The sequence below is a fragment of the Aeromonas sp. FDAARGOS 1402 genome (genome assembly GCF_019046925.1).
In the GTDB taxonomy this organism is placed as follows: domain Bacteria; phylum Pseudomonadota; class Gammaproteobacteria; order Enterobacterales; family Aeromonadaceae; genus Aeromonas; species Aeromonas caviae.
The window spans coordinates 4120400-4133410 of the sequence record NZ_CP077201.1 but is presented as its reverse complement, the minus strand read 5'-3'; the positions used below and the strand labels follow the sequence as shown (position 1 = coordinate 4133410).

Annotated in this window: 12 protein-coding genes and 1 other RNA gene; 10 read left to right on the top strand and 3 right to left on the bottom strand. The window is 62.8% G+C overall.

The window, feature by feature from the left end; translation table 11 throughout:
• Positions 1–25: 25 nt before the first annotated feature.
• Together I6L32_RS19395 and I6L32_RS19390 are read left to right on the top strand one after the other, a co-directional pair.
• Positions 26–1999 (top strand): methyl-accepting chemotaxis protein, encoded by a 1974-nt coding sequence (locus I6L32_RS19395; RefSeq protein ID WP_043154933.1) that lies wholly within the window; start codon positions 26–28, stop codon positions 1997–1999.
• A gap of 68 nt (positions 2000–2067) precedes the next feature.
• Positions 2068–2943: an OmpA family protein gene (locus I6L32_RS19390; RefSeq protein WP_039038755.1), complete on the top strand. Its 876-nt coding sequence runs from the start codon at positions 2068–2070 to the stop codon at positions 2941–2943.
• 100 nt (positions 2944–3043) lie between these two features.
• Here I6L32_RS19390 and suhB read toward each other — a convergent pair whose 3' ends face one another.
• Positions 3044–3847: an inositol-1-monophosphatase gene (gene suhB / locus I6L32_RS19385; RefSeq protein ID WP_039038754.1), complete on the bottom strand. Its 804-nt coding sequence runs from the start codon at positions 3845–3847 to the stop codon at positions 3044–3046.
• Between the two features lie 199 nt (positions 3848–4046).
• Between suhB and I6L32_RS19380 the strand changes: the two genes are divergently transcribed.
• The 8 genes from I6L32_RS19380 to emrD all read left to right on the top strand — a co-directional run bounded on the left by I6L32_RS19380 (position 4047) and on the right by emrD (position 12313).
• Positions 4047–4502 carry a hypothetical protein gene (locus tag I6L32_RS19380; RefSeq protein ID WP_216944366.1) on the top strand — a complete coding sequence of 152 codons (456 nt, stop codon included), beginning with the start codon at positions 4047–4049 and terminating at the stop codon, positions 4500–4502.
• Between the two features lie 120 nt (positions 4503–4622).
• Positions 4623–5231 (top strand): glutathione S-transferase family protein, encoded by a 609-nt coding sequence (locus I6L32_RS19375; protein ID WP_043154927.1) that lies wholly within the window; start codon positions 4623–4625, stop codon positions 5229–5231.
• A gap of 31 nt (positions 5232–5262) precedes the next feature.
• Entirely contained in the window at positions 5263–5925 is a 663-nt protein-coding gene (locus I6L32_RS19370) for a glutathione S-transferase family protein (RefSeq protein ID WP_039038751.1), read from the top strand.
• Between the two features lie 195 nt (positions 5926–6120).
• A complete protein-coding gene (locus I6L32_RS19365) occupies positions 6121–7647 on the top strand; it encodes an ABC transporter substrate-binding protein (RefSeq protein ID WP_216944365.1) in 1527 nt (508 codons plus the stop codon).
• Positions 7644–8606 carry an ABC transporter permease gene (locus I6L32_RS19360; protein WP_029314710.1) on the top strand — a complete coding sequence of 321 codons (963 nt, stop codon included), beginning with the start codon at positions 7644–7646 and terminating at the stop codon, positions 8604–8606. Before I6L32_RS19365 ends, I6L32_RS19360 begins: the two co-directional genes overlap by 4 nt.
• A gap of 2 nt (positions 8607–8608) precedes the next feature.
• Entirely contained in the window at positions 8609–9415 is an 807-nt protein-coding gene (locus I6L32_RS19355; protein ID WP_010675089.1) for an ABC transporter permease, read from the top strand.
• Entirely contained in the window at positions 9412–10842 is a 1431-nt protein-coding gene (locus I6L32_RS19350) for an ABC transporter ATP-binding protein (RefSeq protein ID WP_216944364.1), read from the top strand. Before I6L32_RS19355 ends, I6L32_RS19350 begins: the two co-directional genes overlap by 4 nt.
• 271 nt (positions 10843–11113) lie before the next feature.
• Positions 11114–12313 carry a multidrug efflux MFS transporter EmrD gene (gene emrD / locus I6L32_RS19345; protein ID WP_216944363.1) on the top strand — a complete coding sequence of 400 codons (1200 nt, stop codon included), beginning with the start codon at positions 11114–11116 and terminating at the stop codon, positions 12311–12313.
• A 133-nt stretch (positions 12314–12446) separates the two neighbouring features.
• Here emrD and ssrS read toward each other — a convergent pair.
• Both ssrS and zapA read right to left on the bottom strand, forming a co-directional pair.
• A non-coding RNA gene (gene ssrS, locus I6L32_RS19340) (6S RNA) lies at positions 12447–12629 on the bottom strand.
• Between the two features lie 16 nt (positions 12630–12645).
• On the bottom strand, positions 12646–12978 hold the full coding sequence (zapA, locus tag I6L32_RS19335) for a cell division protein ZapA (protein WP_010675086.1): 333 nt from the start codon (positions 12976–12978) through the stop codon (positions 12646–12648).
• Positions 12979–13011 lie beyond the last annotated feature (33 nt).

Below are 13011 nucleotides of genomic sequence, written 5' to 3'. Positions count from 1 at the left end.
ACGTCAACCATGGAGGGAGAGGACGATGAAGAAGCTGGGATTGGCACACAAGATGATGTTGGTGGTCTGTCTGCCGCTGTTGGCCCTGCTGTTTTTCTCCGGCCGGTACGTCTATGAACGTTATCGGGTCGAACAGGAGATGAGCGGCGCCCTGGTCGCGCTGGCGGTGGTGAAGGAGGCGGCGCAGCTGGCCCATGAGCTGCAACGGGAGCGCGGCATGTCGGCCGGCTTCCTCGGCTCTGGCGGCAACAAGTTTCGCGATGCGCTGCCTGCCCAGCGCAAGGTGGTGGACAGCCTGTTGCAGCGTTTTCATCAGGATCCTGCCTTGCTGGCGCTGACCGAGGTGCAGCAGGGAGTGGCCGGACTCACCGCCATGCGTGAGCGGGTCAGCGCCCTGGGGGTCGAGGTGGCGGAACAGGTCGGCTTCTATACCCGCCTCGTGACCGCCTTGCTGGCGGTGGTGGACAAGATAAGCGTCGACAGCATGGATGCCACCATCGCCCTGCAGACCAATGCCTACGCCGCCTTCCTGCAAAGCAAGGAGCGTGCGGGACTGGAGCGGGCGACGCTCAGCAACGTCTTTGGCCGTGACAGCTTCACGCCTGCGCTGTTGCAGCAGTTCATTTCCCTGCTGGCGGCCCAGAACACCTATCTCGAACGTTTCCAGGCGGTGGCGAGTCCCGCCCAGCGCCAGTTGCTGGCCGACAGCCTGGCCTCGCCAGTGGTGAGCAAGGTAGCCGCCATGGAGAAGCTGGCGCTCGACAAGGCGGCCAGCGGCGGCTTCGGGGTGGATGCCGAGGCCTGGTTTGCCTTGAGTACCGACAAGATAGGCCTGCTCAAGGAGATAGAAGACAGCCTCTATCAGCAGCTCTTCGAGCGGGTTGAACAGATGCGGGTCGGGAGTGCCAGTGACTTCTGGTGGGGGGCGGCTGGCGTGTTGCTGTGCATCGTCCTGACCACCTTCGTCTGCTGGCGGGTAGTGCGGGATCTGCATCTGGGCTTCATGGCCCTGCACCAGACCTTCAAGCGCCTGGTGCAGGAGAACGACCTGACCGTGCGGGTCGACTGGCGATCCGGGGATGAGCTGGGGGCCCTGGCGCGGGATCTGAACCATTTCCTCGGGCACCTGGAGAGTTTGCTGCTGGCTGTGCGCCACTCCTGTGACGTGCTGATACGCAGCGCCGCCAGCTCGGCCGAGGTCATTGCCGAGGTGAATGCCGGCGTAGTCAGGGGATGCGGGCAGGTGGATCTGGTGGCGACTGCCGCCACCGAGATGGCATCGACTGTCGCGGAGATTGCCCGTAACGCCACCCAGACCTCCCAGGCGACTCAGCAGGCCATCGGCCGGGCGAAGCAGGGTGACAAGGAGGTGGATCAGACCATCCACACCATCCAGCAGGTGGCGGGCACGCTGGTGGATACCCGGCACCTGGTGGACAGCCTGCATCGGGATACCGAGTCGGTGGGGGAGGCCTTGAGCCTCATCAAGCAGATCTCGGACAGAACCAACCTGCTGGCCCTCAATGCCGCCATCGAGGCGGCCCGTGCCGGTGAATCCGGGCGCGGCTTTGCAGTGGTGGCCGACGAGGTGAGAGCGCTTGCCTCCCGTACCCAGCAGGCGGCGGATGACATAGAGCGGATGCTGGGCCGCTTGCGCCAGGGGGCCAACGAGGCGGTGGCTGCCATGCACACGGGCACCGAACAGGCTGGCCTTAGCGTGACGGAGGCCAAGCGGGCGGGGAGCGAGCTGACCGACATCGTCAACGAGGTGCGCAAGGTGAGCGACATGACGGCCCAGGTGGCCACCGCCACAGAGGAGCAGCGTTATGTGACCGACGACATCCAGCAAAACGTGATGACCATCCGTGACGTGTATGAGGCCCATCGCCAGCACTCCCATACCCTGCAACAACACAGTGCCGAACTGGATGCCCTGGCCCGGGACCTGGCGGGACGCATCGCCAGCTTCAAGCTGATGGCCCCTTCTTCCCCCCACTGAGCGTTTTGACCTAAAGCTTGTCCTACCGCTGCCGATAGATAATTCGAGATAGTGTGGAGGACAAGCCGTTGAATGCTTGGGTGTTGGGGTTGATCAGCATATCAGTGAGTATGCAGTTGCAGGCGGGTGTGACCGAATTTGGCGCCGGTCTGGATCAATCCGTCTGGCGCCTGACCTCTGATACCCAGGTGGAGTGCAGGCTGGAGCATCCTATTCCCCGCTGGGGAACCGGGGCCTTTGTCAGCCGGGCCGGGCGCAAGATCAATCTGGATTTCGAGCTCAAGGGGCAGCGACCCCAGGCGCGTACCCAGACAGTGAGCCTCGGGATCATGCCCCCCAGCTGGCGTCCCGGGGTGGCCGGGCGTCAGATCAGCCAGTTGCAGTTCTATCAGCAGTTTGACGGCCTGGTGGCGGGGCAGACCGCCTGGACCATGCTGGACGAGCTGGAAGGAGGGCGTATGCCGACTTTCCAGTATCGCGACTGGTATCGTCAGGACAGGCCGGTGCGGGTATCGCTCTCGTCGGTCAATTTCAGGGTCAAGTACCAGGCGTTCATGGACTGCCTGAGTGGCTTGCTGCCCTACAGCTTCAACGACATCGCCTTCAGCGTGCTCTCCTATGACAAGAACAGCGATCAGTTGTCACCGGCCTCCAAGCGGCGGCTGGCGATGATCGGTGATTATGTGAAGGCAGACAAGAGCATCGATGTGGTGGTGATCGACGCCTACAGCGACAGCTATGGCGGCCGCTGGCCAAACCAGAAGCTCTCCGAGAAGCGGGCGGATGCCATCAAGCAGGTGTTTGTGGATCTCGGCATCGAGGAGGGCAAGATCTCGGTGGAAGGGCACGGTGAGAAACAGCACGTGGCCTCCAACGAAACGGAAGCTGGCCGAGCCAAGAATCGTCGGGTGGTGATCAACATGGGACGCAACGGCACTATCTGATCCCGTTGAGTCATCGAGAGGGGCGGGATTTTCGCTGTAGTCAGGAATAAAAAATGCCAGTCGGCGAACCGACTGGCATTTTTTTCGCGGGTATCCGGGATTACTTGGCCAGGGATTCCGGCAGGTTTTCACGGATCTTGCCGAGCATCTCTTTCAGCACGCGGGGGTTGGCTACCACGATGTTGCCGGAGTTTTCGTAGTTGTGACCACCGACGAAGTCGGTGACGATGGCGCCGGCTTCTTTGGCCAGCAGCTCACCGGCGGCGGTGTCCCAGGGTTTCAGGCCGATTTCCCAGAAACCGTCGACGCGGCCAGCGGCCACATAGGCGAGATCTAGCGCGGCGGAGCCAGCACGGCGGATATCGGCACACTCGATGAACATGCTTTGGAACATCTTCAGGTAGGGTTCGATGTGGTGCTTCTGCTTGAACGGGAACCCGGTGGCCAGGATGGTGCCGGAGAGCTCTTTGGCCTTGCCGACACGGATGCGGTAGCCGTTCAGCTGGGCGCCGCTGCCGCGGGTGGCAGTGAACAGCTCGTCACGGATGGGATCGTAGACAACGGCTTGTTCGGTCTTGCCCTTGACGCGCAGAGCGATGGAAACGGCAAAGTGCGGAATGCCCTTGACCAGATTGGTCGTGCCATCCAGTGGGTCGATGATCCATTGGTAGTCCGGATTGGTACCGGCAATCTCGCCAGACTCTTCAGCAACGATGCTGTGTTCCGGGTAAGATTTTTTGATGGTGTGAATGATGGCCGCTTCGGCGTCACGGTCAACGTTGGTCACGAAGTCATTGCTGCCTTTCTGGATAACCTCGATGTTCTCGGGTTGAGAAAAGGCTTTTACTACTACTTGACCGGCGTTGCGCGCAGCGCGCACGGCGATATTCAGCATCGGATGCATAGGTTCACCACTGGATGTTAAAGAACGGGGGATAAAAGGACGCGACATCTTACCAAGATATTCGGGAATAGCAACTGCTATGCCCTCATTCGGTCAGGGGGGGACTGACAGATCTGACGGCTCCAATAAAGACCTGTAATCAACTAGTCTTATCGCGACAGCCGGATAACAGGCTGTGGTGAGCATAGGGATATGAGCCATGAATCTGTCATTAGTCAGTCAGAAACCGTCGTCGCCGACGACTCTGGGTGTGTTGGCCGCACTGCGTGCCGCCAGCGAAGAGAGCGATTATGTCACCGAGGTCCGGGTGGCGCAGCCCCAGCAGTGGCAACCGTCGAAGGACGAAGCGGCGATCCTGCTGCTGGAAGAAGAGGGGGCTGCCTGGCCTGTTCCGCTCTGGCCAGCAGGAGGCAGTACACTGGGATTGCCGGTGCTTCCCCTGTTGGTGCATCGACAGTATGAACATACTCCACAGGGGCCGGATGTCCGGGATCCGCATTTTTATTTCGTTTCCAACGGTATTCTGCTGGATGAGGCCGAACTGGCGGATCCTGCCTGCAGCCTGGTGCTGCAAAGCAAGTTTGCATCCTATTTCCCGCTGCTTTCCCGTCTTATCTTGCTGCGCCAGCGCCAACCAGGGGTACTGAGCAGCTAATCATCTCCCCCTCGATGCGGGCTGTTCAAGCGGCACAATATTTGTCATAACGGACCGACATTGTGCCGCTTTGCTATGGCCTGCGCAGCGGCCCACTGTGTGTTCGTCGACGGAGGTGACATGAAGGTTTATGAGTTGAGACGAGCCCCCAATGCCCGTCGGGTCAGAATGTTTCTGGCGGAGAAGGGGATCGAGATGGAATATCAACAGGTCGATCTGGGGGCGGGGGAAAACCTGGCGCCCGCCTTTTTGACCAAGAACCCGGCCGGGCGCATTCCTGTGCTGGAACTCGATGACGGAACCTGTCTGAGTGAAACCCTGGCCATCTGCCGCTATTTTGAAGAGCTTCACCCCGAACCGAACCTGTTTGGCTGCACCGCGCTGGAGCGCGCCACCATAGAGATGTGGAGTCGCTTCATCGAGTTCAACCTCTGGTTGCCGACCGGTATGGCGTTTCGTCATATCACCGGTTTTTACAAAGACCGGGAGCGGGTCTTCCCCGAATGGGGGGAGGAGTGCAAGCAACAGGCTCAGATCTGGTTTGACAAGCTCGATGCCCGTCTTGCCGAGGTGCCCTATATTGCGGGGGAACGCTTCACCATCGCCGACATTCTTGCCCTCTGTACCATTGATTTTGGCAAGGTGGTCGGCCTGCGCATCACCCCCGAACAGCCCCATTTGCAGGACTGGCATGACCGGGTGAGTGCCCGGTCCAGCGCCCAGGCCTGATCCTTTCCCCTGAACGTTCAAGGAGTCCAAGATGATAGAGTTGTACACTGCCGCCACGCCCAACGGGTTCAAGGTGTCGATCGCCCTCGAAGAGCTGGGGCTGCCCTACAAGGTCATTCCCCTTGATTTCGCGACCATGGAGCAGAAGAAGCCCGAGTTCCTTGCCATCAACCCCAATGGCCGCATCCCGGCCATCGTCGATCGGGACAATGGTGACTTCGCGGTGTTCGAGTCCGGCGCCATCCTTATCTATCTGGCGGAAAAAACCGGCAAGTTGCTGCCGCAGGATCCCAAGCGCCGCTCCCAGGCCATCCAGTGGCTGATGTTCCAGATGGGAGGCGTCGGTCCCATGATGGGGCAGGCCAACGTCTTCTATCGCTATTTCCCCGAGAAGATCCCGGCCGCCATCGAGCGTTACCAGAAGGAAGGGCGACGCCTGTTCGAGGTGCTCGACGGCCATCTGGCACACCATGAGTATCTGGCAGACGAGTACAGCATCGCCGACATCGCTACCTGGCCCTGGGTGCGCATCCACGACTGGAGTGGTATCTCCATCGAGGGGTTGGTGCATTTGCAGGCCTGGATGGCACGCATGGAAGCCAGGCCCGCCTGCCAGAAGGGCATCACCATTCCACCGCGCAATGAGAGCCCCGAGGATCAGGTCAAGCGGGCGCAGCAGATGGTGACTCGCTGACGCCATCATGATGGCCCTGACGGGCCATCTTTTTTATTCCCCTTTGACTCCCCGTTGTTTGACGATCTGCATCGCAGTCGCTTTTTGTCTTTCAAATAAGCCATTTATCAAAAATCAAAAGTCATTCTTCCTGATTAATTGTTATGTTATAACACAATCTCTTTGGTTGATGAACATGAAGCTTGGATGGAAAGGATGACAAAAAAATGCACCGCAGCCGGGTGGTTCGCCCTGGCTCTGATGGCAGGAACGACTGCAGCCGACGGCAAACCGCTTTCCATGGTGGGGCCTTGGGAGATCCACAGTGTCGACCCCGCCAGCAACGGGGTCTTCTTTACTCGCATGCAGGTGGCGGAGACCCTGGTGGATGTCGATGGGAAAGGCAATCTGCAACCCGGGCTTGCCAGTGAGTGGTCGCGTAGCGATGACGGTCTGCAGTGGCGATTCACGTTGCGCCCCGGGGCCCGTTTTCACGATGGCAGCGAGGTGAGCGCCGAGCAGGCCGCTTTTGCCCTGCAACAGGCCTGGCGCAAGCCCGGCGTGATGACCAGCGCTCCCATTGCGTCCATCGAGGCTGGCGATGGCGTCTTGAAGGTCACCCTGAGCGAACCCTTCGCCTCCCTGCCGGCCGTGCTGGCCCACCCCAGCACCCAGATCCTGGCGAAGGCCGCCTATGATACCAAGGGGGAGGTAACCCAGGTGATAGGCTCTGGCCCCTACCGCATCACCCGCCTGCAACAACCCCAGCGGATAGAGACTGTGCGTTTCGACGGCTGGCAGGGGGCCAGGCCCGCAATCGAGGAGGTCAGCTACCTGACGGTGGGGCGTGCAGAGAGCCGCACCCTGATGGCCGAGAGCGGTCAGGCCGACATCGCCTGGGGGCTGGATCCGGTCAGCATCCGCCGCTTGCAGCAGGCGTCATGGGTCTCCATCGCCTCGGTCACCCTGCCACGGACCATCCAGCTCAAGCTCAATGGCGCCGATCCCCGTCTGAGCGATCCGGTGGTGCGCCGTGCCCTGAGTCTCGCCATCGATCGTCGTGGTATGGCAGCCGCCCTGCTGCGGGATCCCGAGATGGCGGCAACCCAGCTCTTTCCTCCCACTCTGGGGGAGTGGCACCAGCTCGGGTTGACGCCGCTTGCCTATGACGTTAAGGCGGCCCGGGCGGCCTTCGCGGCGGCAGGCTGGCAGCCGGGGGAGGACGGTGTGCTGCGCAAGGGGGAAGAGCGCTTCGCCCTGACCCTGCGTACCTTCCCTGACCGTCCGGAGCTGCCGCTTCTCGCCACGGCACTGCAGGCGCAGTGGAAGGCGGTGGGGGTGGATCTCAAGGTGGCGGTGGGCAACTCGAGCGAGATCCCGGCGGGCCATCAGGACGGCTCGCTCCAGCTTGGTCTCTACGCCCGCAATTATGCCCTGGTACCGGATCCCCTGGTCACGTTGCTGGGGGACTTGGCCCCTGCCGGTGCGGACTGGGGGGTGATGAACTGGCACTCCCCGGCCATGACGCAAACACTGACCCGCCTTGCCACGCAAGCCTTGTCGCCCACAGACGCCGCTGCGGCTCGCCGGGAGATAGCCACGACACTGCAACAGGAGTTGCCGCTCCTGCCCATCGCCTGGTACCGCCAGAGCGCGGCGGTCAGTCGGGGGCTGGAGGGGTTTGAACTCGATCCCCAGGAGCGCAGCTATGGCCTGGACAAGTTGACATGGAGCGCACGATGACAGCGACACCCTTGTCTCGCGTCATGGGGATACTGGGTCAGCGTCTGGTGCAGGCGCTGGTGGTTGCCCTGCTGGTGGCCGGACTCTGTTTTCTGATGGTGCAGTCCCTGCCCGGAGACATCGCCTTTCGCATCGCGGCGGGTCGTTATGGCTATGACTATGTCACCGCCGAGGCGGCCAACGCGGTGCGCAGCGAGCTGGGGCTGGCCGGCTCGGCCCTTGCCCGTTTTGGCGACTGGCTGTGGGCCTTGCTGCAAGGGGATCTCGGCAGCTCTCTGGTGACGGGCGCACCGGTCGCCGCCGACGTGGGTCATCACCTGGGCGCCACCCTGACGCTCGCGAGCGCCTCCGTGGTGCTGGCGCTGGTGGTGGCGCTGCCGCTTGGCAGCCTGAGTGCGCTGCGCCCGGGGGGATGGTGTGATCGCCTGACCCTGGGCTGGAGCGTGCTGATGCGTGCGTTGCCCCCCTTCTTGCTCGGCCTGGTGCTCATGGTGATGCTCTCGGTGGAGCTGGGCTGGGTCAGTGCGGCAGGGCACGGGGAGGGGAGCAACCTGCTGCTGCCCGCCCTGACCCTGGGATTGGGGCTCTCCGGCGTGCTCTCCCGGGTGGTGCGTGAAAGCGTGCTCACCGTGGTGCAGTCCGGTTATTACCGATTTGCCCTCACCAAGGGGCTTTCGCCGGCCCGGGTTTTCTGGCGTCACGGTCTGCGCAACACCGGGGTCAGCATCATCGCCTACACCAGCGTGCAGCTGGTGCTGCTCATCGAGGGGGTCGTGGTGGTCGAGAGCCTGTTTGCCTGGCCCGGGATCGGCCATGCGCTGGTGCACGCCATCTTCTGGCGCGACATCCCCATGGTTCAGGGGACAGTGCTGGTGCTGGCGGTGCTCTTCGTGCTGCTCAATACCCTCACCGACCTGCTTTGTCTTGCCATTGACCCCCGTGGTCCCAAGGAGTCCTGATCATGTCGTTGTCTGTCAAAACGGGGCTGGGCCTGCTCCTGCTGGTGGTGTTGTTTGCCCTGCTGGGTCCCGTGCTCTGGCCCGATCCGGCGGCTCAGGATCTGGCACAGTTTCTGGCTGATCCCTCCTGGCAGGAGCCCCTCGGGCGGGATCAGATGGGGCGCAGCCTGATGGCGCGCCTCGCGGCGGCGACCCGGCTCTCCCTGCTGCTGGGACTGCTGTGCGTCATCACGGCGGCGCTGTTGGGGTCATTGCTGGGCTGGCTCTCGGCCTGGCGCGGCGGCTGGGTCGACGGTCTGCTGCGCAGCCTGGCCGACGGCGTGCTGGCCCTGCCAGGCCTGTTGCTGGTGCTGCTCTTCTCCGCCATGGCCCAGGGTGGCTTTGCCATCCTCTATCTCGGCTTGGCCATGGCCCAGTGGGTGGAGTATTACCGGGTGGTGCGTGCCCGCAGCCGGGGGCTGCTCGCCTCGCCCCAGGTGGAGGCGTCCCGTCTGCTGGGATTCGGCCATGCCCATGTGGTGCGGCGCCATCTCTGGCCCGAGCTCGCCCCCCAGTTGCTCACCATGATGGCCTTCGGCCTAGCGGGTGCCATTCTAACCCTCTCTACCCTGGGCTTTGTCGGAGTGGGCATTCAGCCGCCAACGCCGGAGCTGGGGCTGATGATGACGGAGGCGCTGCCCCACTATCAGGAGGCTCCCCGTCTGCTACTGGCCCCCATTCTTGTCATGGGGCTGATGTTGCTGGCCCTGGTGCTGCTTCATCAGACGCGCGGCCTTGACATGCCATCTTCACAAGGAGCCACCTCATGACGGCCATTCATATCAAGGGGTTGCAGGTCGATGATGGCCAGAAAACCCTGTTGCAGGCGCTGGATTTCACCATTCATCCCGGCACCGCCCTGACCCTGATCGGGGAGAGCGGTTCGGGCAAATCCCTGTTGGCTCATGCCCTGATGGGCACGTTGCCAGCCCCCCTGACAGGCCGGGGCGAGATGGTGTCGGGTGGCCGCCATCACAACCTGGCCGACACGCCTCGCCTGCGCACTCTCTGGGGGCGGGAGCTGGCGATGCTGCCCCAGGAGCCGGTGCTGGCGCTGGATCCCACCATGGGGTTGCTTGCCCAGGTGGAGGAAGGGTGGCTGCCAGGCGGCAAGGAGGCCCGATCGCGGGCCCGTGCCGCCCTCGAGCGGCTTGGACTGGCCGGGCGGGAGGGCGCCTTTGTACACCAGCTCTCGGGAGGCATGGCCCAGCGCGCGGCCTTTGCCGCCGCCACCCTGGGGGAGGCCCGTCTGCTGGTGGCCGACGAGCCCACCAAGGGGCTCGACAGCCGGGCCGCAGCCAGGCTGGGTGCCTTGTTGCTGGGCTACCTGGCCCGTGGACGCCATCTGCTGACCATCACCCATGATCTCTCCCTGGCTCGCGCATTGGGGGGCTGGGTGCTGGTGGTCAAGGGAGGAGAGATCGTGGAACAGGGGCCCGCCGAGCGTGTGCTGCACACGCCATCCCATGCCTATACCCGGGCCCTGCTGGCGGCGGAGCCCTCCGCCTGGCCCGAGGCGGCCGTCCCTCCTACCGGTGACTGGCTCATCCGCGGAAAGGGGCTTGCCATGGGATATGGGGCTCAACCCCTGTTCACGGGGCTGGACCTTGCCCTGGCGCAAGGGGAGCAAATGGCCATCATGGCGCCGAGCGGCGCGGGCAAGAGCACCCTCGGCAACGTGCTGCTGGGTCTGCAACGCCCCCTGCAAGGGGAGGTGCTGCGACGGGAAGGGGTAGCCCCCTGCCGCTGGCAGAAGCTCTATCAGGATCCGGTGCAGGCCTTTGCCAGCCGGGTACGCCTCGCCACCCAGTTCGATGATGTGCTGCGTCTACACAGGCTGCCCCGCCATCGGCTTGTCGACTATCTGGCCCGGTTGGGGCTGGATGAACGGCTGCTGACGCGCCTGCCAAACCAGGTCTCGGGAGGGGAGCTGCAGCGGCTGTCGCTTATCCGGGCCCTGTTGCTGCGCCCTGTGCTGCTGTTCGCCGATGAGCCCACGTCCCGGCTCGATCCCCTGAGCCAGCAACAGACCATCGCCTGTCTGCTGGAGGAACTGGGAGAGATAGGCTGCGCCCTGCTGCTGGTGACCCATGACGAGGGGCTGGCCGGCAAGGTTGCTCCTCGTTGTCTGAGACTGGGGGAGGCGGGTACCCCCATGTTCGAAGGCGCGTCGGCCGAGGTGAGAAGAGTGGGGTAAAGAGGGGACAGGATGAACCCTTCCCCCATGATGAGATGACAGTGACGGGGCCTTGGGCCCCGTCGCATTAGAAAAACTTGGGTAAGCAGATTATAAAGTTTCGTTCGTTTTTTGTGATATGAATCACTAAGATTGTCGCAAGCCAGAGAGCGTCCTGCTGCTGGCGGGTGCGGGTCCTCCGCCTTGTTCCTCTTCAACGACCTTTGTCAGACACCTCCTGCAGATCCCTGCCCGGAGGGTGGCGGCTTTTTGATTTTTTTCGGACGACAGTATGTATCGGCACAGCTTCTATCCCCTGTTTTTCCTGACCATTCTGATGGTCGCCGTGGGTCAGATGACCCAGACCCTTTATGTGCCCTCCATTCCCATGATGGCGGGGGACTTCCATGTGGCCTCCGGCCAACTGCAGGCGGTGATGGCCTGCTACCTCATTCCCTACGGCCTCTCCCAGTTCGTTTATGGCCCCTTGTCGGATCGCATCGGTCGTCGTCCTGTGCTCATCATCGGCATGATGATCTTCCTGGTCGGCACCCTCACCATCCAGCTGATCCCGAGCTTCACCGCCCTGCTGGCGGGCAGCCTGATCCAGGGGCTGGGCACCGGGGCAGGGGGTGCCATGAGCCGGACCGTGATGCGCGACCGTTACAGTGGCGCCGAGCTCAACCGTGCCAACAGCCTGGTAAGCATGGGGGTCATCTTCTCCCCTCTGCTGGCACCTGTGCTGGGCGGCTGGCTCACCGAGCTGTTCAACTGGCGTGCCGGCTACTGGTTCCTGTTCGGTTTTGGTGCCCTGACCACCCTGGCGCTGCTGGCCTGGTTTGGGGAGACGCTGCCAGCATCCGCCCGCCAGCATTCGCTGCGGGTGGGCGCCGCCTATCGTCATGTGCTCGGCAACCCGCGCTTTCAGGGCAACCTGCTCTGTCTGATGGCCACCTTTGCCGGCCTCGCGGTGTTCGAAGCGGCGGCCGGGGTGTTGCTGGGGGACGTGCTCAAGCTGAGTGCCCGCACCGTCAGCGTGCTGTTCGTGCTGCCGCTGCCCGGTTATCTGTTCGGCGCCTGGCTCTCCGCCAGACTGAGTTTTCGCCTGAGCCAGGGCAAGCTGATGCGCCTTGGCATCGCCTTCCTGGCCCTGGGGTCGCTCATCATCCTGGTACCCGGGCTGCTCGGCATGGTGAGCGCTGCCTCCCTCGTGGGCGGGGCTGCGGTCTACTTCATTGGCAGCGGCATTCTCTATCCGACCGCTACCTCCTGTGCCATCGAGCCCTTCCCGGGCCAGGCTGGCACCGCGGGAGCCGTGCTCGGGGGCATGCAGAATCTGGGGGCTGGCGTGGTAACCCTGGTGGCCGCCAGCTTCCCGATGACGGGGCAGGTGACCCTGGGGGCCATCATGACGGTGATGGTGCTGATCGTGGCCTTGAGCTTTGTGTGGCTGCGCCACCACGGCGCGCCCCACGAGCAGATGGCCGTCTGACACGGCCAAGAGCCCGCCCCGTTGGCGGGCTTTTTACTGCCTCCTGCCGGGTGGCGAGACGCCGCAGGCGAGTGGAAGGGGGTTGCCGCGCAGGCAAAGAAAAAGCCCGTCGTGATGACGGGCTTTTTTGGGTAGGTACCCCGGAGATGCCGTTGCCGGTTTGGGCCCTTGAACCGTCGGTTCAAGGCGGAGATCTAATCTGGCCGCAGGCTTCTCGGTCGGGCCGAGCATGCTCAATAGCCAGAAGGCAGACCCCCTGTTTGGTATGAATATCGGCTCGGGGACTTGAACCGGCTGACAAACACTCCAGGGAATTTCAAAACTCGGTGCGATTAGGGCTGTTGCGCCTCTTCGCTGGATTCACCGTATTGTCCGTGCTCGATCAAGGCGGCTTCGATGGTGCGTTGCAGCATCTTGATCCGCTTGTCCATGGTCTCAGAGTATTGGTGGTTTTTCTCTTTTTCAAGGCAGAGCTCATGACAGAAATTGAGCGCTGCCATGACGGCCAGCTGTTCGTTGCTGGAGACCTTGGAACGTTGACGAAGCTCGATGAGCTTGTCGGTCAGCTGGTCGGCGGCCTGGCGCAGGGCATCTTGTTGTCCCAGGGGACAGGACACCTTGTAGGGACGTCCCAGAATGACGATTTCTACGGCCTCTATGCTCATGCCTTCCTCAATACGGCGGGGCTGATTTCCGCC

Bases quoted from the DNA above. Each gene is read 5' to 3' on its own strand.
- zapA (WP_010675086.1), bottom strand. From the start codon at position 12,978: ATGAGCATAGAGGCCGTAGAAATCGTCATTCTGGGACGTCCCTACAAG.
- I6L32_RS19365 (WP_216944365.1), top strand. From the start codon at position 6,121: ATGACAAAAAAATGCACCGCAGCCGGGTGGTTCGCCCTGGCTCTGATG.
- suhB (WP_039038754.1), bottom strand. From the start codon at position 3,847: ATGCATCCGATGCTGAATATCGCCGTGCGCGCTGCGCGCAACGCCGGT.
- I6L32_RS19395 (WP_043154933.1), top strand. From the start codon at position 26: ATGAAGAAGCTGGGATTGGCACACAAGATGATGTTGGTGGTCTGTCTG.
- I6L32_RS19380 (WP_216944366.1), top strand. From the start codon at position 4,047: ATGAATCTGTCATTAGTCAGTCAGAAACCGTCGTCGCCGACGACTCTG.
- emrD (WP_216944363.1), top strand. From the start codon at position 11,114: ATGTATCGGCACAGCTTCTATCCCCTGTTTTTCCTGACCATTCTGATG.
- I6L32_RS19355 (WP_010675089.1), top strand. From the start codon at position 8,609: ATGTCGTTGTCTGTCAAAACGGGGCTGGGCCTGCTCCTGCTGGTGGTG.
- I6L32_RS19375 (WP_043154927.1), top strand. From the start codon at position 4,623: ATGAAGGTTTATGAGTTGAGACGAGCCCCCAATGCCCGTCGGGTCAGA.
- I6L32_RS19360 (WP_029314710.1), top strand. From the start codon at position 7,644: ATGACAGCGACACCCTTGTCTCGCGTCATGGGGATACTGGGTCAGCGT.
- I6L32_RS19370 (WP_039038751.1), top strand. From the start codon at position 5,263: ATGATAGAGTTGTACACTGCCGCCACGCCCAACGGGTTCAAGGTGTCG.
- I6L32_RS19350 (WP_216944364.1), top strand. From the start codon at position 9,412: ATGACGGCCATTCATATCAAGGGGTTGCAGGTCGATGATGGCCAGAAA.